This window comes from Roseibium album, assembly GCF_001404515.1.
GTDB lineage: Bacteria > Pseudomonadota > Alphaproteobacteria > Rhizobiales > Stappiaceae > Roseibium > Roseibium album.
Map to the genome: position 1 here is coordinate 468,368 of NZ_CXWE01000002.1, position 22,010 is coordinate 490,377.

Sequence of the window (22,010 nt, forward strand, 5' to 3'; positions counted from 1 at the left end):
GAGGCCTGACATCTGCAAACGTTTCAGCCGAATACTCTCTTCCCAAGTCGGTTTTCACTCGAGAGGTGCACAAGATCTTCTCATTCGAAACGCTCTGAATATCGATTGCCGCATATCGGATCCAGGCCTCGGAGATCTTCCGAGAATAGGAGATCCTGAGGAGCACGTCGCCGTAGAATTCTGTGAGCTCAAAAAAAATTTTATCCGATTTTTCCAGCTCTCGTGTCACGAGATCTAGACAGAGTTTCCGTCTCTTGCCCTGTTGCAAATGGGTCTGGATCTTTCCCAACGCCCAATAACCATCGAGATCATTGTTTCGACTTGTGAAGGTTTCCAGAAGATCCCGGCAAACTCCCCTCAATTCTGCTCGGCGTGCCATGTGTTTTTGTCCTTCTTTGTTAAGTCATGGACCCCGTCAGGGCGACGAGAAGAATGCGAACCACGTTTGTATCTCGCAATGCGAGACCTGCTAAACCACTCAGCTACGTGCCTGTTTCCCGGTCACGGCGGGAGTCGAACCCGCGTACGATGGAGGCTCGCACAGCATCCGCCCTGATCGGATTTTCTGATGCGGCTTCCTGCTCTTGGCCGTCGCCGCAACCTATCGTTTGCTCTCTGTTTCAGTGGTGATCCGAATTCGGACCAGTCGGGAAGTCGTCCGGTCAGGGCGACAAGGTGAGTGCAAAACGTTCCTGCTCTATCCGTTGAGCTACGCTGCATCAGATGGTTGCAGCGGCGGGATTCGAACCCGCAACCTGGCGATTCATAGTCGATGTAGTTCTGCAGGCATTCGCCCTGACCGGTTGAAAATTGCGGCGGCAAGTTGGTGATGAAATTAGCTCCGTTGCCTTTCCTCGTTAGACGACATCGCGACTTCGCGAAGGCGTGGCTCGACCCACGCATTTCCGGAGGTAACAGTGTAATTCCATCGGCATCCGCCTCAGTCAAAAAATTTCTGGAAAAACCAGGCGACAAAGGTGAAGAAACCCGGGAGTCCCGCTCGAGCCTGAGAGCGCATGCTTGATCAACCTGCGCTCAAGAGAGCGCAGACAAGTTGATCGGCTTTTAAAGACCGATCAGCTTATGGACATTCCATCGGTTCCGATTGAGTGTCCGCTGATCCGGAGGGGAGTCGAACCCGCTCGGACTTTGTTCCCATTGTTGGAGCAATGTAGTTCCCTCGGCATTCGCCTGGTCTTCCGGCGACCATGGCAGGCAGTGTGCCCGCCATGGTCCAAATCGTCAGGTCAGATCGATCGCTTCGATCTCGCCGACCCATTGGTCTACGTTCATCGTGCCTTTGGCAAAGGCCGCGATCTGGTCGAACACCGCATCGGAGAAACCTCCGATGTTGAGGATATCCGGCCGCGACCTGGCCTGGCTCGTGCCGTAGGGCGCGATATCGATGCACACCAGCTTGGCATCCGGGTTGCGCCGTTTCAGCGTCTCCCATTCGCGCATCACACCGGTCCCGCGACCCTGCTGGACGCCTGCCCAGGACTGGTTGTCCGAGACCAGGATCACCAGGTCCGGTGCCCGGCGTTTTTCGTTCAGCCACGCCAGCGGTGCCGCGCAGTTCGTCCCGCCACCCCACTGCTCCGTGAGCTTTTGGGCGTTGGTCAGAATCGTGTCTCGCGCCACCAGCTTCACCGGCCGGACGTTGACCTCGAACGGCAGGACCGTGGCCCCGCGGTTACGCCGCAAGACGGCTGCGGACACCAGGGCAGCAACATCGACGCAGCGCGTTACCGTCGTCGCCCCTTTCCTGTATCCGGTCACCGGGGAGACCATGGAGCCGGAGACGTCCGGGCACACAACAACCTGTCCCTTGAAGGCCGGCACGTTGGCGACCGAGATCTCCATGGCTTCATGCATCGCCTCGCGGATTTCGGACGGCATGTCCTCTGACAGCGCCTGAAAACCCGTGAGCAGCTGATACGGGAAGGCACGTGCCTTCCTGATCCGCTTCGGATCCTTCAGGATATCCGCAACCATGCGAACCGCCGGTGCCTTTTCGAACCGTTTGCCTTCGAAAACGCCGTGGCGCAGGAAGGTGTTCAAGTTCATGCGCACCATGTTCCAGCTCCCGCGTTCCGCCAACATCGTCCAGTCTTCCCTGGCGAGCTGCAGATGCGTCAGCATCTGGAAGGGAACGTCTGGCACTTCGCGACCGTTCGGATTCTCCAGGAAGGCCACATAATCGCGGACCTGCGCCGGGAGCTTCTCGACATCGCACGGCTTGCCGATCAACCAGGCGAACAGAGCAGCACGCTCGGCATCACGCGGTTTCGGGTGCACCATCTTGATGACGTCGGCAAGCGATGGATCATTGCCGATATTTGCCTGCAGCAACTGGTAGTCCGTTGCCGCATTCAACCATCCGCGCACCAGTGCTTTCGGCCTGGTGCCGAGCGACTTGCGGCCGGTCTGCCCGGAACGCAGGATCTGCACGAAATTACGCAGCATCCTGCCATCGGTCACGACAAACGGAAATGCCTTGGCCAGCAGAACCGGATCACGGGATGCCAGTACCGCCAGCAACAGCGCCGGCAGATCTTTCATCTTGCCTTTCTGGCGGGCATAGACGGCTGTCTTAGCCAGGAAGGCATCCGGAACCGCCGCCGCCGTTTCCAGAACGGCCTTCAGTTCAAGATCGGCGGACTGGTAGAACGTGTCGCCAATGGAACCCGTCGCGGCCAGCTGAGCCAGCTTGTGACGGTCTTCGTAGGTGTAGGCTTTTCCACCCGCCAGATTCCGGGCACCGGCCTTGCCGGAAGTGCGTCCACGCTGTGATGCAAACAGAGATTTGTTCGCCATTGTCTCGCTCCTCAAATCCTTGCCCTGGAAGGCGTTGGTGTTCGTGTCTGTGTTGAGAAGGAGATTGCCGTTTCGAAGCGCAGAGCAAAACAAAAATGTGAAATCGCAATAACTATTTGTTTTTTATGAGTTTTTCCGGATATTGACATTTGTGGCACGAGAATATCTTATACGAAAAGATACTCTTTTATAAAAAGGTATAGCTCGTTGAAAAAGAACGTTGTCATCGGCTTCCTCGGCATCCAGCTGGACGCCGGCAAAAAGCGTCGATGGCGCCCGTCGATCGCCGTCACCCAGCATGGCAGCTTTCCGGTTCACCGTATTGAACTCTTGTACGACAGGGCATTTCATCGCCTTGCAAGCAACGTCAAGAAAGACATCGAGGATGCAAGTCCGGCAACAGAGGTTCTGTTGCAGCAGGTTGACCTGCGCGATCCCTGGGACTTTCAGGAGGTTTACGGCGCTCTGTTTGACTTCGCGCGTGACTACGGCTTCGACGAGGATCGCGAGGACTACTTCGTCCATTTGACGACAGGAACGCACGTTGCCCAGATCTGCTGGTTTTTGTTGACGGAGTCCCGACATGTGCCAGCCAAGCTGGTGCAGACATCGCCGCCACGCGGTGACGATGGTGAAGTAACCGGCCGCTACAACATCGTAGATCTCGACCTTTCCCGTTATGACGCCTTGCAGCAACGATTTGATCTGATCGCGGAAGAATACAATGCACTCCTGAAAGCAGGCATTGAAACCCGGAACACGGCATTCAACAGCCTGATCGAACGGATAGAGCTTGTCGCCACAAACTCGGACGCGCCGCTGCTTCTGCTCGGCGATACGGGAACAGGCAAGAGCGAGCTGGCGGAACGAATCTACGAGCTGAAATTGCAGCGGCGCCGGGTCAAGGGCCGGCTTGTTCATGTGAATTGCGCCACGCTGAAGGGCGAGCGCGCGATGTCGAGCCTGTTCGGCCATCGCCGGGGGACCATGGGAACCGGCAGTCCGGACCGGCGCGGCTTGTTGCGTGAGGCTGATGGCGGTGTGCTCTTCCTGGATGAGATCAACGAACTTGGCCTCGATGAACAGGCAATGATCCTTCACGCGGTCGAAACCGGCCGGTTTCTGGCTGTTGGCTCCGATCACGAGATCACCAGCCGCTTTCAACTGATTGCGGGAACCAACCGCAACCTCGGCCAGCTCGTCTCGGAGGGAAAGTTCCGACCGGATCTCTATGCCAGGCTGAACCTCTGGACATTCCGGTTGCCCTCTCTCACGGAACGGCGGGAAGACATCGAACCCAACATAGAATTCGAACTCAACCGCGCTGAAAAACTGCTCGGCAACAGGGTGGGCTTCAATGTCGATGCAAGAGCGCGATATCTTGACTTTGCCGTGTCCCCGGCAACGCCCTGGCCGGGCAATTTTCGCGACCTCGGCGCTTCTGTCCAGAGATTGTGCACCCTGGCACCGCGAGGCCGTATCACGCTTACGCTCGTTGAACAGGAAATCGACGCACTGGAAAGCCAGTGGACGAGTGCCTTGGCCAACCCGGATGATACGCTCCTGCGGGATCTCCTCGGCGACAGAACAGATGAAATCGACGTCTTCGACAGGGTTCAGCTCGCCTATGTCATTCGCATGTGCCGGAAGAGCCCGTCCTTGAGCGCAACCGGACGGGTCCTGTTCGCGGCATCCCGCGCCTCGAAGACAAGCCGCAACGATGCTGATCGCCTCAAGAAGTACCTGGACCGGTTTGACCTGAACTGGTCGGCTATCACGGCGGAATGACAGCCGTGATAGCCGACCGGCTCACGCACAGATGGAGTTTCCGTGATCTCGATGCATCCGAACTTGAATAAAACGTCAGAACTTCACGCATTGAGTTGAATGCACGTTATCGAATGCCTTCCCAAATAAAGGGCGCAACAAGATTTGTTATCTGGAAGGCTAATGGACATGATGACACTCACTTCTGAAAACCGGCTGGTTGGCGCTCTGCCCTCCGTCAATTTCGCCACACTGGGACTGATGTTCGTCTCGGGATTCTTCGCAACCATCGCGTTCGACCTCTGGGGCCAGGTGATCAGCCCCGCGCTCGGTTTCGCCACTTTATCTCCGCACGGTCTTGCCAGAAGTCTGCTTGGCGCGCTCGGCTTGCCAAATAGCAATTTCGCCGGCTATTTCGTGCATTTTTACGTTGTCGGCCTGATCGGCTACCCGATTGGCTGGATGTTCATCTTCGCACCACTCTGGCAACGCGTCGTTGGCAACACGCACTGGTTCGTGCCGTCTGCGATCTATGGTTTTGGTCTTTGGATCTTCGCGATCGGTGGCATCACCTCTCTCGCAGGTCTGCCGTTCTTCTTGAACTTCACTGGAATCGTCTGGGTCGCCCTGGTCGGACACGTTCTCTACGGCATCGTCATGGTCGCCATGCTGAAACTCATCGAAATGCAGCAGAACGCCTGATCCTCAACAACAGCCATGCGGGCGAACCACGCCCACATCCAAAAAAATCGCGCCACATTGTGGCGCGTTTTTTTTTGCATGACGTGACTGCGCCAACACGTGTTGAAATGGGCCTTTAAAAAATGAAACAAGATGGTGGTACTTTTGACTTGCATCTCAGCTGGGCTTCTTTTTGATAAGTCCAAACGGAGGCTGGCATTTGAATATTTGTTTGCGCGTGCTGGCTGACCAGGTCCGGCTCTTGTCCTTCAGAGCCTTCAAGCCATCGCTTGCAGAGCATTGGCTCATTTATCTCGGTTGGGGTCTCTTCACCACCTGGCTCGTCGGGATTGGCAGGTATTGGGATCACCCGCGTGCAGATTGGTGGCAATATGCGGGCCTTGGCTCTCTTGGATATGTTTTTGTTCTGGCGGCTATTGTCTGGGCCATTTCCGCCCCGCTCAAACCGCAGAATCTCAGCTACCGCAACATTCTGATCTTCATCACCCTGACCTCGCTGCCGGCGCTCTTCTATGCCATTCCAGTCGAGCGTTTCATGGCGCTCTCCTCGGCCCAGACGGCAAATGTCTGGTTTCTCTTGATCGTTGCCACCTGGCGGGTCGCTTTGTTTGCGGTCTTTCTAAGACGCGTCGGCAAACTTGGCGCAATTGCAGTTGTTGTCGCGATGCTCTTGCCGCTTGCGCTCATTGTAACGACCCTGACGCTGCTCAATCTCGAGCAAGCCGTTTTCAACATCATGGGTGGACTTCGTGATCCGACCTCCAATGATATGGCCTATGGTGTCTTGGCCTTGATCACTTTCTTCTCCGTGATCGCCACACCTGTGCTCCTCATCATGTATGCGGTTTTGTTGATACGCATTCAGTTGAGGAAAAAATCCTGATGAGGCTCGGCATGATCGCTATGAGCGGCATTCGGGTCCAGAACGCGGACCTGATGCAACTCGGCCTGACGCTGCCGGGATTTGTGGAACGCAGCAAGGTGGTTGCCTCCTTGCCCAGCCTTGCCCTATTGACGCTTGCCGGTCTAACGCCGTCCGACGTCGATATCTGTTACCTTGAAATCGCAGACCTTGCCGCGTTGGACGATCTTCCATGTGAATTTGATGCCGTTGCGATTTCAAGTTACTCCGCCCAGATCAGGGAAACCTATGCACTTGCAGATCGCTATCGCCGGGAAGGAACCAAGGTCATCCTTGGTGGCCTGCATATCACTGCATGTCCGCAGGAAGCCGGTCGGCACGCCGACGCGATTGTCCTCGGCGAATCCGAGCCAGTCTGGCGGCAAGTCGTGCAAGACCTTAAAGATGAAGATCTAAAGCCGGTTTACGATGCCCGCCCGCTATCTTTCGATCTCCGAAATGCCCCGATGCCCGCGTTCGAACTGCTTGACTTCGAGCGCTACAACAGGCTCACGGTCCAGACCCAGCGCGGCTGTCCACTGTCCTGTGATTTCTGCGCGTCCTCTATCCGCATCTCACCGAAGTTCAAGACCAAACCGGTGGAGAAAGTCATTGCCGAAATCCACCGCATCAAGGACATCTGGGCAAAGCCGTTCATTGAGTTAGCGGATGACAACACTTTCGCCAACAAGGCCCATGCAAAGCGGTTGGTCAAGGCGCTTGCTGGTGAGAAAATTCGCTGGTTCACGGAAACGGACGTCTCAGTTGCTGATGACCCTGAGCTGCTTGCGATGCTACGTGACGCCGGGTGCAGCCAGTTGTTGATCGGTCTTGAAGCCACCGACAAAGCTGTTCTGGACGGCATCGAGCAGAAGACAAACTGGAAGGCCAAGCGCGCCGACACGTATCTGGAAGCAGTTCGCCGCATTCAGGAGCACGGCATCACCGTGAATGGATGCTTTGTTCTGGGGCTCGACGGACAGACCGAGGAAAGTTTCGACGCCGTGATCAACTTTGTGAGGGAAAGCGGTCTCTACGACGTCCAGGTAACTGTCCAGACCCCATTCCCCGGAACCCCGCTCCATGACCGCTTAAGGTCAGAGGGACGGCTTATCCGTGCAGATGCCTGGGAAACCTGCACGCTTTTTGATGTCAATTTCCAACCTGACGGCATGACAGTGGAAGAGCTTGAAGACAGGTTCAAGAACCTTGTGGCAACGCTTTACACGGACAACTTCATTCAATGGCGCCACGGTGCCTTTCGGCGGCAGATGCGCACGACAACTCGGTTCGCTTAGTGCCTTGGACTTGGCATCACCCAGGCCATTCGCTCCGGATGAGATCGACACCTGCTCGTCCCGCATCCAGAATGGATTGCGCAGTATCTTTGGTTTCAGCAAGACGTGCGAGCGTCACTGTTCCGAGCATCAGCGCCAGAAGGGCGACACCTTGCCCGGTGTCAGGCCCTTCACGCAGTTGGTCTGACACTCTTTCCGAGGCTTGAAAACCTGCCGCCCTGGCGTCCTGCGGGCCTCTGGAAAGGTTCCCTGCGAGCGCGGCCAACGGGCAACCCTCGGGCCGGTTGTCGACGTGGCACATTGACAGATACGTGTCGATATAGGCCTCCCGCGCTTTTTCTCTCTCTTCATCCGAAGCAGCGTCTTCCATGTCGGCGAGCACACCATCAACCGCGTTCCTGAAAGCGGCAACCACAAGATCATCCTTCGATTTGAAGTGCCGGTAAAAGCCACCATGCGTGAGACCGGCTGCCTGCATGACATCCGAAACGCTGGTCGTTTCCGTTCCTTTCTCGCGAAAGATCCGGGCCGCCTGCTCGAGTATCCTTTCATGGGTTTTACGTTTTTCAGCTTCAGACATTCTGGGCATCGTGCCGTCTTTCTTCGGGGCTTGACAATTTAGATTTCATATATCATCTATAATTTAAGATTACAATTATCATCTAAAGGTGGCGCATGGCATTGAAACCGAAAATTCTCGTGACCAGCGCGGCGGGTAAAACCGGCCTGCCGGTCGTTTTGCAACTGCTTGAAAGGGGCTTTCCCGTCAGGGCATTCGTCAGAAGGCGAGACAAACGCTCGGAGCTTCTGGAGCGCGAGGGCGCTGAAATCTTCATCGGCAATCAATATGCGCTCGCAGACATGCGCAAGGCCATGGAAAACGTGCACAGGGCCTATCAATGTGCACCAACGGCGCCGAACGGCTTGCACTTCAACGCCATCTTCACCGTGGCGGCAAACGAAGCCCGCCTTGAACATGTCGTAACGCTCGGTCAATGGCTCACGTCGGTCGACCACCCGTCGCTGTTCACGCGCGAGGTCTACCTGTCCGATGCCCTGATCCGCCTGCCGTCCGGCATGAGTGTTACTTCGGTCAATCCCGGATGGTTCGCCGACAACTACCTGATGGTCATCGACATGGCGGCACATCTGGGACTTTTCACAATGCCGCTGGGGCCGGGTGATGAGCGGAAAAACGCACCTCCTTCAAACGAGGACATCGCCAGCGTCGCTGTCGCAGCCCTGGTCGACCCTGAGACCCATGCAGGCAAGAACTACCGTCCGACCGGGCCGGAGCTTCTGTCCCCCAAAGAGATCGCCGAAGCGATGGGGCGAGCCCTTGGACGCCGCGTGAGATACATGGACATTTCGGAAAAGATGATGACCAAGGCCTTGCGCGCCCTGCCGCCGTCAAATTACTCGGAAGCCGCGGTTTCCCAGCTCGCGATCTATGCGGAAGAATATCGACGGGGCAGCTTCGCGGTGAACGCACCGACACAGGACGTACACCGTGTCGGAGGTCGTGTTCCGGAAGAGTTCGAAAGCATTGTCCGCAGGCTGGTCGCCACCCGCCCCGAACTTCAAGCCAGCCGTGCGGCAAGCGTCCGCACGCTGGTCGGTTTCCTCAAAATCGTACTGACGCCTGCACTTGATCTCGAGCGCGTGCAGTCGGCGCGGGATTATGTCCGGATCGCAAATCCGAGATTCAGCCAGCAGACACCCGATTGGGTCGCGACCCATGCCGGTCAATCGGCACAGTCAACAACAGCCAAGGTTGCCTGACTGCCAAGAGTAAACAGGAAAAATCATGAGTAACAATTCTCTTCTTCTTGAACGGAACGACCGCTTCGCGGAAACGTTCTCATCCGCCGACCTCCCGATACTGCCAAAACTTGGCACCCTCGTTTTGACGTGCATCGATGCTCGTGTCGATCCCGCTCATGTGCTTGGCCTGGAACTCGGGGATGCCGTGGTCCTGCGCAACAATGGCGGGCGCGTGACAAAGAGCGTGATCAACGAGATCGCCACTCTCGCCTTCATGGTTGCGAAGATGGCACCAGATCGAGACCCGGATTTCCATGTCGTCCTGATGCAGCACACACAATGCGGCGCACAAAATTTCGCCAATCCTGATTTCCGGGATGCGCTTCGCGACAAACTCGGAATCGATGTTTCCGACTATGCGATCACGGATCAGGAAACGGATCTCTTGCGTGACATCAACCGGCTACGTGATGCAGCCGAAATCCCCGGCCACTTGACCGTCTCGGCACTCCTCTATGATGTCAAATCTGGTCAAGTCAGGGAAATAGTTCCGCCGCGTGAACTCGCGCGGTTGCGCGAGCCGCCCAAAAACGAGAATACCGGTGGTTAGACCCTGTCAGAATTCCCGGGACACGGACCCGGCCACAGCAATAGGCTTCTTCCATTGGCAATGTCGGGAAACAGGGCCCGACAGCCGCTCGGCCGCAACACCTACTGGCAACCGCCTTCGGCCCACACCTGCAGCAATTGTTTGAAGACGCCCCCGAACGGGTGATCCTTCGAAAGCGCCCGCGTCTTGTCATCCACATAAGTCTTGGCCTGGGTACACAGGTTGGCCTGCTCCCATTGATGACAGGAAGCACACGTCTTGTCTTTCCAGGCAGCTTCCGGAAGTCCCTCAATCGGCGGGAACTGCGGGCTCGCCGAGATCAGGTCCGATATGCTCCGGGTGGCCAGCTCCGGACCGCCCGCGCCAAGAGGCTTGTTGAATGCAACGACATTCGGAAGCGCGCCCGCTCCGTCCTGGGTTGATGATTTGGGCTCAACGGCAACAGCGACGGGTGGCTCCGAAATCGGGTCCGTTCGCGGTTCGTTTTGCTGGATCGTCTGAAGCTCCAGCCGGGCCAGTTCGGCAAAGTGGCCGTCCGGGAAGGCATCCAGATAAATCTTGTATGCGTCTTCCGTTCCGGCCCGTCGTGCTTCCTCGATCAGGTCGCGTTCAGCGTCGCTGGGATCCACGGACACAGGTTCTTTTGCCGGGGTCGGAGCAACGTCTGTGCTCACTGTTTCCTTGACTTCCGCAGAAACAAGGTCCTGCAGGAGCTTGCGTGCGTCACCTGAAAAACGACTTTCCGGGTTGGCGCGAAGATAGAGCATGACCTGGATCGGATCCTTGCTCAGCTTCACGGTCTCCCAGAGCTGGCGCTCCTGGATCTCCGCAGGAGACGGCATGACCGCAGGAACGAACTGAAAGTTCACGGTCATGGACGATGTATCCCATGGCGTCTGGATGCCGTTGGTCGCATCAAGAACATCCCGCCGGACATTCTTGAACAGCGCCTCGATCGGAACACCTGGTGTCGACATCCGCCGTGCGAGAGAGCCTGTAAAGGGACTGTTGTCTTCCGACCCGTCCAGGGCGACCTCCCCGGGGCCTGTGGAATAGGCAAGAAAGGTTCCCCGAGGGGCTTTCATTTCGGCAAGACCGTTTTCATTCAGGTCTGGAATTGAAACGAAAGGATTGTCCCGGCAGGCATCAAGGATGACGATATTGGTCTTGTTGTTCGCCGAAAACATCTGCCGGAGCAATGCCTGCGCGGGCACCCCGACCAGGCTGAGATCAGCCGCATCCATGAGATTAATGTCAACGGGGAGCAGAAAGTTGGCGCCGAAGGACTGCACGCCATGCCCGGCGTAATAAAACAGGCCGGTCGCGTCGTCATCAGCTTCCCGCAGCCTGCGGCCGAAATCCGAGATGGCCTTGATCAAGGTATCGCGCGTCGCATCCGTGACCAGCATTACCTCAAAGCCGACATCTTCCAACGACGCAGCCATCAGTTCCGCGTCGTTCACCGGGTTGTCCAGTGGAGCGACATGAGTATAGGAGCCGTTCCCGACAACAAGCGCCAGGCGAAGCGGTTCCTGTGAATCGCTATCATCGGCCTGAACCTGCGTAAACAGGAACAGCACGGGCAGGACGATTGCCAAAAGCCGGCAGATTTTGAACCTAGTCGACAACGATAAACTCGATACGGCGGTTGCGGCGTTTGCCGTCAGGTGTGTCATTCGACGCTATCGGACTGGCTTCACCATACCCGACACTCGTGATCCTGTTACCAGATACCTTCTTTCCATAAAGATAATTTTCAACCGAAGCGGCCCTGCGTTCGGACAAACGCTTGTTGGCAGCTGCACTGCCATCACTGTCTGTATGACCGCCGACTTCGATCTTCAGGTCCGGGCAGCGAAGGATGATATCGACCAGACTGTCAAGCAGTGGTTCGCTGCGCTTGTCGAGGCTGGCGCTGCCGCTGGCAAAATAGATATTGTCAGTGCGCGAAAGGATCTCGAACCGGCCCTTGCAGGCCTCCTCGTCCAGATTGCCTTCCGGTTCAATTGCAGTGGCCGCCGCCTGCTGTGCTTCGGGCGCGGTCTCTTGCGCAACCTGTTGGCCTGAATTCCTGGAGAACATGAAATCGAAGGTCACGGTCGCCGAAGGCACAATCGCAACGTTTGCGGCTTCTTCGAGTTTCTTGATACCGCCTTCAAGATTGAAGTCGGCTGCCGCCACAGACACCGGCGCTGTTGACGAAACCGCAACGATCTCGTCTCCGACGAGCGTGACGGCCACTTCCGTTTCAAGCGTCTTGGTCACCCCATGGAGTTTCAGCTCGAAGGCAAGTGGAATGACCTTCCGTCGCTGCGTCGGCAGATCGGCCAGAACCGAGGGATCTATCTGCGCGGTGATGACCGCTTCGGGAAACTCAAACGTTTCAAAGAACAGAAAACGCATCCGAACGTTTCTGAGGTCGATCTTCGTATCGACGGAGTCCAGGAAGATGCGGATCTGCGCCTTTCCATCCGGATCGATTTGGCCATCGAATTGAACGAAGCCGCTCGACTCTACCTTTGTGAGGTTCTTGACCGATTGAAACCGGATGGTGGACGCCTCGGGTTGAAGTGTCCACCCGGGTCCGAGACCGCTGCTTTGTGCGCTCACCACCTGCGGAGAGAAAACAAGACACGCGAACCACAGGAAAGAAAAAACTACCCGCGAGACCGTCATTATCAGTTCCCCTCGTATCAATCAGGCGTTAGCCGCTACATTAATGGGTCATTCCTTACGTTACTCTTACAGCCTTCCGGGAACCATGCAACGCCCTGCACAGGCGATCCGCGATCGCCCGCGCAAATGCGCAGTTCCAGGAACAGTTTTCCCACAGGCCCCTGGTGACGGTTCAGATCGTCCCCAGCTGTGCCTTGTCGAATATTTCAAGGGCACCGTCCTTGGTCAATTCGACGGGATTGCCTCCAGCCGTCGGATCGACAATCGCCATCTCCGCGATCAGGTCGCGTTTGCCTCCGTCGACATTCAATCCTGACAAGGTGTGCGGGACGTCAAGATCATCGCGCAGTTTCAGGACAGCCTCAAGCACGCCCCGGTATCCTCCGCCAATGCCCAGGAAACCCGCAAGGCGTTCGAATTTCTGTTCTATGGCCACCTTGTTGAACTGCATCACGTAAGGCATGAACACCGCGTTTGTCATGCCGTGATGCGTGTCATAAAGCGCACCGACCGGATGGGACAGGGAGTGGATTGCCCCAAGCCCTTTCTGGAAAGCGACGGCGCCCATCGCGGCCGCACTCATCAGGTGCCCGCGAGCTTCCAGGTCGGATCCGTCAGCCGCGACCCTCGGCAAATTCTCCAGGACAAGTCTCACGCCTTCAAGCGCGATGCCTTCGGACATCGGGTGGTACATCGGCGCCGAGTAGGCTTCAAGGCAATGCGCAAGCGCGTCCATGCCTGTGCCGACAGTGATGAAGCGCGGCATCCCGACGGTCAGTTCCGGATCACAGATCACGATTTCCGGAAGCATCTTCGGATGGAAGATCACTTTCTTCGTGTGGGTCGCCTCGTTGGTGACGACACCCGCCCGCCCGACTTCCGAACCTGTGCCCGCAGTTGTCGGGACGGCAACGATAGGTGCGATACCGTCCGGGTCGGCACGGGTCCACCAGTCACCGATGTCCTCGAAGTCCCAGATCGGGCGGGACTGCCCGGACATGAATGCGATCAACTTGCCGGCGTCCAGCCCGGATCCCCCACCGAAGGCAATTACACCATCATGGCCACCGGATGTGAACGCTTCAACGCCTGCGGAAATGTTGCTGTCGACCGGGTTCGGCTTGACGTCGCAAAATACGGCAGCCGTGAGGCCTGCATCTCGCAGGCTGGCGATCGCGTCCGCCACCATCGGCAAGCTGGCAAGTCCGGGATCGGTCACCAGCAACGGGTTCGACATGCCTGTCGCCTTGACGGCGTCGGGCAGTTCCTTGATGCGGCCAACACCGAAACGCACGGAAGTTGGATAAGACCAGTTGACGGAAGGAAGTGAGCTCATGGGTGTCTCGTTGGTTTTGAGTTCTCTAAAATCTTAGGTTTGCGAGCGATCAAAATCTGAAGTCGGGGTCGAAATTTCCACCTTTTGTCACCCCTGCGCAGGCAGGGGTCTGGTATCCATCAGCTTATGCCACCTAAGTCTTGGTGGCTGCATCGGTTACTGGATCCCCGCCTTCAACTTCGTTTCAGCCGGGATGACAATTGCAAAGGATCTGCAAGGCGCTAATTCCTTCTTCCCCTCAGTGCTCCACCCGGAAGTGGAAGGACTTCGGCCGTGTCAGGTTATGGAATCCGATTTCGGAAAGCGCGGCGCCCTTGCCGGTATCCTTGACGCCAGTCCACACCAGCGCCGGGTCGAGATAATCGCAGCGGTTCATGAAGACGGTTCCGGTCTCGATCCTGTCGCCGATCGCCGCGGCGGCCTCGACATCCTCGGACCAGATCGAAGCGGTCAGGCCGTAGGGGCTGTCATTCATGAACTGCAGGGCTTCCTCGTCATCCTTGACCTTCATGATGCCGACCACCGGACCGAAGCTCTCTTCGCGCATGACCGACATCTGGTGATTGACATCGGTCAGGACCTGGGGCGCCAGGTAGGGTGTGCCATCCTTGTTTTCGGAATAGGCGGACACATCGATATGTGCCTTGGCACCCTTGCGCAGGGCCTCGTCGGTCTGTTCACGCACCCAGGCGGCAAAACGGGCCTGTGCCATCGGTCCCAGCGTTGTCGCTTCGTCCAGCGGGTTGCCCAGCTGATACTGCTTTGTCAGATCGACAAACCCGTCGACGAACCTGTCGAACTGGCTTTCATGCACATAGACGCGTTCGATACCGCAACAGCACTGACCGGCATTGTAGAACGCGCCGTCGACCAGATTGCCGATGGCATAGTCGAGATCGGCGTCGGCACGGACATAGGCCGGGTCCTTGCCTCCAAGTTCAAGACCAACGGTCGCAAATGTACCGGCAAGCGCCTTTTCGATCGCACGACCGCCGCCGACAGAGCCGGTGAAATTGACATGATCGATCACGCCGGAACCGAGCAGTTTCTCGGTCCCGCCATGGGTCAGGACGATGTTCTGGAATACGTCTTTCGGCAATCCGGCGATCTCGAACGCCTTTGCCAGGCGTTCACCGACCAGAAGCGTCTGTGCGGCGTGTTTCAGCACCACGACATTGCCGGCCATCAGCGCGGGCATGATCGTGTTGACAGCCGTCATGAAAGGATAGTTCCACGGCGCAATCACCATGACGATGCCGAGCGGCACACGCCGGAGGTAGCGCCTGAAGCCCGGCTTGTCCGTGCGCTCGATATCAGCCAGCGCCTCTTCGGCGATCGACGCACAATATTCCGTGCGCTCGATCGTACCGCCCATTTCGCCGCCATAGCGGATCGGGCGACCCATCTGCCAGGCCAGTTCCGGCACGACATCGTCGTTCATTGCCTTCAGGGCTTCCAGCGCATTCTCGCAATAGGCGACACGCTCGGCAATCGGCGTTGCCGCCCAACCGGCCTGTGCCCGTCTTGCGGCCGACACGATCTTTTCGACGGCAGCTTCTTCCAGGGCGGGACGTTCGGCATAAACCGAGCCGTCAACGGGTGAGATCAGCTTGATCACATCAGACATTTGAAACCTCTCATTCCGCATCTTCATGTGCGGTCTGTTGAAAGTGGTGGCTCTCGCGTATTTCGTTGTTCCCGCTCAACACCGGCTCAGGACGAGGGTGTGGACGGTATGCTGGTTGTTCATCACGCCCGTTCGAATCCGCGGGCGATTTCATAATCCGTGACAGCCCGATCGAATTCCTCGATCTCCCACTCGGCAGCCCGTGCATAGTGTTCGATAACTTCGTCGGAAAACGCCTCGCGCAGGAATTTCGACTTGCGCAGCGTTTCGCGTGCATCGCGCAGCGTATGCGGAATTTCCCTGGCCTTCCGGGCCTCGTAGACATCACCGGTCGCTGGCGGATCAAGCGGCAGCTTCTCCTCCAGTCCCTTGATGCCAGCGGCAATCAACGCGGCCAGCGCGAGATAGGGATTGAGGTCCGAGCCACCGATGCGGCATTCGACACGCAACGCCTTTGTGCCTTCTCCGCAAAGACGGAATCCGGCCGTGCGGTTGTCGACGGACCAGACTGTCTTGGTCGGCGCAAACGTTCCTTTTTGGAAACGCTTGTAGCTGTTGATGTAGGGCGCCAGGAAATACGTGTATTCCGGCGCATATTTGATCATTCCGGCAAGGTAGTGTCGCATCGTATCCGACATGCCGAGTTCGGCCTTGGCATCGCAAAAGACGTTGTTGCCTTTCTTGTCGAACAAGGAGTGGTGAACATGCGAGGAAGAGCCCACCTTGTCGCTGCGCCACTTGGCCAGGAAGGAAACGGAACGCCCCTTTGCCCAGGCAATCTCCTTGACCGCATGCTTGGCAATTGTGTGGTACTCGGCCGTTTCAAGCGCGGGAGCGTATTTGATGTTCAGCTCCTCCTGCCCCGTTTCAGCTTCACCCTTGGTGTTTTCGACCGGAATTCCCGCGCCAAAGAGGCAATTGCGAACCGGACGCAGAACGTCCTCTTCCTTGGTGGTCTGCAGGATATGGTAGTCTTCGTTATAGCCGGAGATCGGTTCCAGATTGCGGAAGCCTTCCTTGCGAATCTCGTCGAAACTCTTTTCGAACAGGAAAAATTCCAGTTCGGTCGCCATGATCGGCGACAGCCCCATTTCGGACAGTCGGGCAACTTGAGCCTTCAGCATTGCGCGCGGCGAGTGCGGCACGTCCTTGTGTGTATGGTGATCCTGGACATCGCACATCACCATGGCCGTTGCTTCCAGCCAGGGTATTTTCCGAAGGCTCGACAGGTCCGGTTTCATCACATAGTCGCCGTAGCCGCCTGACCAGCTGGTCGCCGCATAGCCTTCGACCGTATACATTTCCAGGTCTGTCGCCAGAAGGTAGTTGCAGCAATGTGTTTCGTCATAGGCGGTGTCGACGAAGTGCTGGGCGTGAAAACGCTTGCCCATCAGCCGTCCCTGCATGTCGACGATGCACGCGAGCACCGTATCAATCTCACCGGACGAGACGAGAGTTTTAAGTGCATCGAATGTCAGGTTGCCAGGCATTTGTGTCTTCCGCTGGTTCATGGGCTTGAATTATCGGCAATGGATCGGTGAGCTCCGGAGAAACAAGTCTCCGGAGCTCGTCAGTGCTTGTCTCAACCGAAATTGTAGGGAGGTCCTGCCTGGTTGATGACATCGTTGTATTCCTGGAAGATCGATATGATCTTTGCCTGAAGCTCGCCTTCTGCGGCGATCTCTTTCCAGAAGTCCTTTGCCGCGTCTTCGACCTGTGCCCATTCGGCAGCCGGAACGGTGCGAAGTTGCAGCTTGTCGCCTTTTGCGCGAAGGCGCGCCTCTCCGCCCCAGTACCACTGGTTCCGGTAGGTATGACCGGCTTCGGTGGCTGCCAGCACGAGTTGCTGGAGATGCGGCGGCAGATCGGCCCAACGTTTCTGGTTGACGAACCACGAACCGATCCAGGCACCGGAAATGTTGTTGGTCAGGAAGTAGTCCGTCACGTCAGCCCAACCGACTGTGTAATCTTCCGTGATACCTGACCAGGCCATGCCGTCGAGTTCACCGGTCTGCACGGCGACTTCGGCATCTTCATACGGTATCGACACGGGCACGACGCCGAATTTCGAAAGGAAGCGGCCGGCTGTCGGGAACGTGTAAAGCTTCAGGCCTTCAAGATCTGCAACCGACTTGATTTCCTTCTTGGTGTTGAAGTTGCAGGGATCCTGACCCGCTGCGGAAATCCACGCGACACCGACCTTCTCGTATTCCGACCGCCAGATGTCGGCAAGGCCGTACTGGTTGAACAGAACAGGCACGTCGAGGATATGCTTGGTTGCAAACGGGAAGTAGCCGCCGAACTGGCGCAACGGTGTCGGCGAGGCCATGGAGTCGTCGTCGGAATGCACCGCGTCTATTGTGCCGCGTTGCAGTGCCTGGAACAGTTCGCCTGTCGGTACGATCTGGTCGGCGTAGAACAGCTCGATCTGCAACTCGCCGTTCGAGGCGTTGTTTACATAGTCGACCATCGGCTTCGTCACGTGCTCACCCAATGCACCACCGGCATAGGTCTGCAAACGCCACTTGATGGGCTCCTGGGCAAGCACAGCCGGTGCGGCCAACGTCGTTGCACCGGCGGCAGCGGCAGTCCCCAACCCTGCATTTTTGAGAAAATTACGTCTATTGGTCATCTTAAGTTCCCCTAATTTCAGTTTACGGTCCATGCGGTCAGACCATTTGCCGGTCCTCGTTTTCTACCGCTGCTCATAGTCCGTTTCCTCCAGACCTTATTGTTTTTGTCTCGCTTGTCGCCGCTACTTTCCATAGATCAGGTTGGGTAGCCAAAGCGCGATTTGCGGGAATACCATTACGATCACGAGCGCCAGGATCATCACCAGCACAAATGGCGTGATCGATCCGTAAATGTCACGCATGGTGATGCTCTTGGGCGCCATCGCCCGCATCAGGAAAAGGTTGTAGCCGAACGGTGGCGTCATATAGGCGATCTGCGTTGTGATTGTATAAAGCACGCCATACCAGATCAGAATATCGCCACGCGGCATACCCAGGTCCAGCGAGCCAACCAGGGGCACGTAGAGCGGTGCAACGATCACCAGCATCGCCGTGTCGTCAAGGAATGTTCCCATGACCAGGAAGGAAAGCTGCATCAGGATCAGGATCATCCAGGGCGACAGGCCGAGCCGCTCGGTAAACAGACTCTCGATTGCCTTAACGGCACCGAGACCGTCGAACACAGCGCCGAAGCCAAGGGCTGCCAGAATGATCCACATGAACATGCAGGAGATACCGAGCGTGTTTCTGAGACACAGGATCAGGATATCCCATGTCATCCGCCGCCGGAGAACCGAAGCGATCAGCGCCGTGAGCGCGCCGACGGCCGAGGCCTCGACCAGGCTGGTTTTGCCCATGACAAAGGGCACCATCATCATCGCGAAGATGATGAGTGGCAAAAGACCGGCAAGCAACAATCGATATTTTTCGCCCCGCGAAACATCCCGTTCATTTACGGCAAGTGCAGGCCCCAGCTCAGGCTGAATGCGACAACGGACTGCAATGTAAATGATGAACAGTGCCGCCATCATCAGTCCCGGCACCGCGCCTGCAAGCCAGAGCTGGCCCACCGGTGCCCGGGCGATCATCGCATACAGAACAAGCACCACCGACGGTGGCACAAGGATTCCCAAAGAGGATCCTGCCTGGATGACCCCCGTGACCATGCGTTTGTCGTAATTTCGCTTCAGCAGCTCCGGCAACGCGATTGTCGCGCCAATCGCCATTCCGGCGACCGAAAGGCCGTTCATGGCCGAGATCAGCACCATCAGAAGGATCGTGCCGATGGCAAGACCACCATTGATCGGCCCCATCCAGACATGGAACATCTTGTAAAGATCGTCGGCGATCTTGGTTTCCGACAAGACGTAGCCCATGAAGATGAACATCGGCAGCGTCAGCAGCGGGTACCATTTCATCAGTTTCATTGCGGCAGAAAACGGAATGTCCCCACCGCCGGTTCCCCAGAGCAGAATCGCCGCGATGGACGCGATGCCGCCTATGGCACCGAAGACCCGCTGCCCCGTCAACAGCATCAGCATCATGGACGAGAACATGAGAAGAGCGATCATCTCATATGACATCAGATCGTCTCTCCCTTGATACGGGCGATATCTTTGAGGAATTCAGCAAAAACCTGAAGGAGCATCAGGAAGAATCCGATTATCATGATCAGCTTGACCGGCCAGACATAGGGGCGCCACGCAGTTGGACTGCGCTCTACAAAACCAAGCACCTCGTTTGCGGCATCCGGACCTCCCGTGACAAAGGCAAAGGCCAGGTCGCGGTAAAACGAGAAAGGCTCCTGGGTAAAGTGCCCCAGGGAATAGGCAAATGAATTCAGCGCCCCATAGAGAAGAACACCGAGATAGAAGAGCAACAGCAACACCGTGAAGGCATCGAACCATGCCTTTTTCTTCAAGCTCCAGTCCGCATAGAAAAGATCCATGCGCACGTTCGATCCGAGCTGTATCGAATACGGCCCGCCCAGAACGTAATAGGCCACCATTGCAAATTGAGCGACTTCCAGCGTCCAGAGTGACGGGCTGAAGAATGTCTTGGAAACGGACGACCAGAGCAGAATGCCCGCCATGACAAACAGCCCCCACATCACGACCTTGCCGAGCCGACGATTGAAGCTGTCCACAACACGGACGTAAGCGCGCGCGACTTTAAGCATCAGCGCCTCCCGCCGCGGTCATGCGGCTGTTTCTTGTGCATGCGCCTGCAGCCTTTTCCAGAAGCGGGGCCAGCAGACCTGCCCAATGAGCTTCCTGTTCCGGTGTCGTTATCTCATCATTTCGGATTTCGATCATCAGGCACGGCAGGTGCCGGTTCTCACCGTGCCGCCGGATTGTGTAATAGACACCGTCCGAGGGCGCGTAGGGTTCATTGTCACCGACGGAATACGCACCCAGGCTGTTGAGATCAGCAATCACCGGATCGGCAAGGCTGCGATCCCTGTCCGAAATCAGTCCGATTTCCCAGGGACGGCTTTGGCCCTTGTAAATCGGGGTGAAGGAATGGATCGACACCACCGCGGTCGGCAGGCCGCGCTCCATCCGCTTTTCGATGACGCCGTCGATCGAAGCGTGAAACGGCCGGTGCACCAGGTCTAGGCGGAAGGATTTCTCGTCATCCGACAGGTTGCGGTTGCCTTCAATCTCGATCGTCTCGCTCAGGCTCGGGATCAGGTCGGCCCGGTCTTCCTCGCGATTGCAGTCAATGATCAAGCGCGAGATCCTTGTGCGAATGAGCGGCGAGTCGAGCTGTTCGGAAAGGCCTCTGGCAACACCGAGCGCTCCCGGGTCCCAGGAAATATGTGCTGATTTTTCGGCTTCGGTGACACCCAGACAGTGATCGTAGGGCGGCGGAAAATAATTGGACGCGTGATCGCAGACAAAGACAAAAGGTCCAGTCCCGTCAGCGTTCTCGATCGCTACAGCCCCGGCTGTTTCGCCATTTGGAGGGCTTGCTCCCATTCCCCGTTCCCCTTGAAAACCCTGCATGTCAGATTGTAATGTTTGTTACAGGATTGCCGCTGAAGTCAATATCTGTAATATTTGATACGCAGATTGACGCCGCTGTCAAATGAAAATGCACCGTCAGGGACACAAGCAGGCAAGACTCATGGAACGCCCACTTCTGGATGACATTCGCGACCGCCTGGACGAATTCACCGCCACGGAAAAAAAGGCCGCGCACGCCCTCATGGCAAACTATCCCGTTCAGGGGCTGGGCACGGTTGCGCAATTCGCGGAAGCTGCAGGCGTGAGTTCTCCAACGATCCTTCGTTTCATCGGCCGGCTGGGATTTCCGGGGTTCGCAGAGTTTCAGAAAAAACTCCGCAGCGAATTGGAAAGTCAGCTGAATTCACCACTTGCCCGCAGCGCGACACTTGAAGATGAACAAGGCGGTGATCCGCATGTCGGACAGTTGCTGGAAAATGTACGCGAAACCTTTGCCCACCTGCCACGGGGCGAACTTGAAGGCCTCATCAGGCTGCTGGCAGACGAAAAGAAGACATTGCATCTGATCGGTGGCCGGTTTACCGACGGCCTTGCCCGCTACATGGCAGCTCATCTGCGGATTGTTCGCTCAGGTGTCAATCACGTCGCCGGGCAGCAGGGAAACTGGCTTGACCAGCTTCTGGGCATGGGTCCCAGGGACGTGGTTCTGATTTTCGATATCCGGCGCTACCAGACGGAGATCATCCAGTTTGCGGAAGCGGCGGCAAAACAGGGCGCAACGGTAACCCTCGTCACCGACAGCTGGATGTCGCCTGTCGGCCGCATTGCCAGTTTTGTTCTGCCGGCGCGGGTCGCGGTTCCCTCGCCCTGGGATTCATCCCTTGCACTCATGGCTATCGCAGAAGTGCTGATTGCCGGCGTCACGCGCGAAAACCAGCAACGGGCGCAGGAACGTATGCAGTCCCTGGAGATTCTTCGAAACGAGATCGATCCAACGACCGAAAGCCGGACAACGGGTCCCGATGTCTGA

The 22,010-nt window shown here is 57.0% G+C and carries 18 protein-coding genes; 7 read left to right on the forward strand and 11 right to left on the reverse strand.

The features are described from left to right. Positions 1-1,242: 1,242 nt before the first annotated feature. Positions 1,243-2,817: a vWA domain-containing protein gene (locus LA5095_RS07390; protein WP_055114251.1), complete on the reverse strand. Its 1,575-nt coding sequence runs from the start codon at positions 2,815-2,817 to the stop codon at positions 1,243-1,245. A 207-nt stretch (positions 2,818-3,024) separates the two neighbouring features. Between LA5095_RS07390 and rtcR the strand changes: the two genes are divergently transcribed. The 4 genes from rtcR to LA5095_RS07410 all read left to right on the forward strand — a co-directional run bounded on the left by rtcR (position 3,025) and on the right by LA5095_RS07410 (position 7,485). After that, on the forward strand, positions 3,025-4,605 hold the full coding sequence (rtcR, locus tag LA5095_RS07395) for an RNA repair transcriptional activator RtcR (protein WP_055113527.1): 1,581 nt from the start codon (positions 3,025-3,027) through the stop codon (positions 4,603-4,605). Positions 4,606-4,773: 168 nt separating this feature from the next. Beyond that, the gene (locus LA5095_RS07400) at positions 4,774-5,286 is read left to right on the forward strand and encodes a hypothetical protein (RefSeq protein WP_055114253.1); all 513 of its coding nucleotides are present in this window, start codon (positions 4,774-4,776) and stop codon (positions 5,284-5,286) included. A 199-nt stretch (positions 5,287-5,485) separates the two neighbouring features. Next, a complete protein-coding gene (locus LA5095_RS07405) occupies positions 5,486-6,169 on the forward strand; it encodes a hypothetical protein (protein WP_144435921.1) in 684 nt (227 codons plus the stop codon). 11 nt (positions 6,170-6,180) lie between these two features. Continuing rightward, a complete protein-coding gene (locus LA5095_RS07410) occupies positions 6,181-7,485 on the forward strand; it encodes a B12-binding domain-containing radical SAM protein (RefSeq protein WP_158510354.1) in 1,305 nt (434 codons plus the stop codon). A gap of 16 nt (positions 7,486-7,501) precedes the next feature. On the opposite strand, the gene LA5095_RS07415 is transcribed toward LA5095_RS07410, so the two are convergent. Next, positions 7,502-8,065, reverse strand: a complete 564-nt coding sequence (locus LA5095_RS07415) for a TetR/AcrR family transcriptional regulator (RefSeq protein ID WP_055113534.1) — start codon at positions 8,063-8,065, stop codon at positions 7,502-7,504. A gap of 95 nt (positions 8,066-8,160) precedes the next feature. Here LA5095_RS07415 and LA5095_RS07420 point away from each other — a divergent pair, with 95 nt between their 5' ends. Then, positions 8,161-9,267 (forward strand): NmrA family NAD(P)-binding protein, encoded by a 1,107-nt coding sequence (locus LA5095_RS07420; RefSeq protein ID WP_055113536.1) that lies wholly within the window; start codon positions 8,161-8,163, stop codon positions 9,265-9,267. Between the two features lie 25 nt (positions 9,268-9,292). Continuing rightward, complete coding sequence (locus tag LA5095_RS07425; protein WP_055113538.1) at positions 9,293-9,859, forward strand: carbonic anhydrase; 567 nt, start codon at positions 9,293-9,295, stop codon at positions 9,857-9,859. 101 nt (positions 9,860-9,960) lie between these two features. Here LA5095_RS07425 and LA5095_RS07430 read toward each other — a convergent pair whose 3' ends face one another. From LA5095_RS07430 to LA5095_RS07470, 9 genes are all read right to left on the reverse strand, one after another. Further along, positions 9,961-11,487, reverse strand: coding sequence for a caspase family protein (locus LA5095_RS07430; protein ID WP_208992587.1), 1,527 nt, complete (start codon positions 11,485-11,487; stop codon positions 9,961-9,963). Continuing rightward, positions 11,477-12,535 carry an OmpA family protein gene (locus LA5095_RS07435; RefSeq protein ID WP_055113542.1) on the reverse strand — a complete coding sequence of 353 codons (1,059 nt, stop codon included), beginning with the start codon at positions 12,533-12,535 and terminating at the stop codon, positions 11,477-11,479. The genes LA5095_RS07430 and LA5095_RS07435 overlap by 11 nt, the downstream gene beginning before the upstream one ends. A 172-nt stretch (positions 12,536-12,707) precedes the next feature. Then, positions 12,708-13,871 carry an iron-containing alcohol dehydrogenase gene (locus tag LA5095_RS07440; protein ID WP_055113544.1) on the reverse strand — a complete coding sequence of 388 codons (1,164 nt, stop codon included), beginning with the start codon at positions 13,869-13,871 and terminating at the stop codon, positions 12,708-12,710. A 238-nt stretch (positions 13,872-14,109) separates the two neighbouring features. Then, positions 14,110-15,498, reverse strand: a complete 1,389-nt coding sequence (locus LA5095_RS07445) for an aldehyde dehydrogenase family protein (RefSeq protein WP_055114255.1) — start codon at positions 15,496-15,498, stop codon at positions 14,110-14,112. Between the two features lie 122 nt (positions 15,499-15,620). Next, positions 15,621-16,988 (reverse strand): glutamine synthetase family protein, encoded by a 1,368-nt coding sequence (locus tag LA5095_RS07450; protein WP_055114257.1) that lies wholly within the window; start codon positions 16,986-16,988, stop codon positions 15,621-15,623. A gap of 92 nt (positions 16,989-17,080) precedes the next feature. Then, positions 17,081-18,130, reverse strand: a complete 1,050-nt coding sequence (locus tag LA5095_RS07455) for a TRAP transporter substrate-binding protein (RefSeq protein ID WP_055113546.1) — start codon at positions 18,128-18,130, stop codon at positions 17,081-17,083. A 123-nt stretch (positions 18,131-18,253) separates the two neighbouring features. After that, entirely contained in the window at positions 18,254-19,594 is a 1,341-nt protein-coding gene (locus LA5095_RS07460) for a TRAP transporter large permease (protein WP_055113548.1), read from the reverse strand. Beyond that, positions 19,594-20,190 (reverse strand): TRAP transporter small permease subunit, encoded by a 597-nt coding sequence (locus LA5095_RS07465; protein ID WP_055113551.1) that lies wholly within the window; start codon positions 20,188-20,190, stop codon positions 19,594-19,596. The genes LA5095_RS07460 and LA5095_RS07465 overlap by 1 nt, the downstream gene beginning before the upstream one ends. Beyond that, on the reverse strand, positions 20,183-20,992 hold the full coding sequence (locus LA5095_RS07470; protein ID WP_055113553.1) for an N-formylglutamate amidohydrolase: 810 nt from the start codon (positions 20,990-20,992) through the stop codon (positions 20,183-20,185). The genes LA5095_RS07465 and LA5095_RS07470 overlap by 8 nt, the downstream gene beginning before the upstream one ends. A 148-nt stretch (positions 20,993-21,140) precedes the next feature. Between LA5095_RS07470 and LA5095_RS07475 the strand changes: the two genes are divergently transcribed. After that, entirely contained in the window at positions 21,141-22,010 is an 870-nt protein-coding gene (locus LA5095_RS07475; RefSeq protein WP_055114260.1) for a MurR/RpiR family transcriptional regulator, read from the forward strand.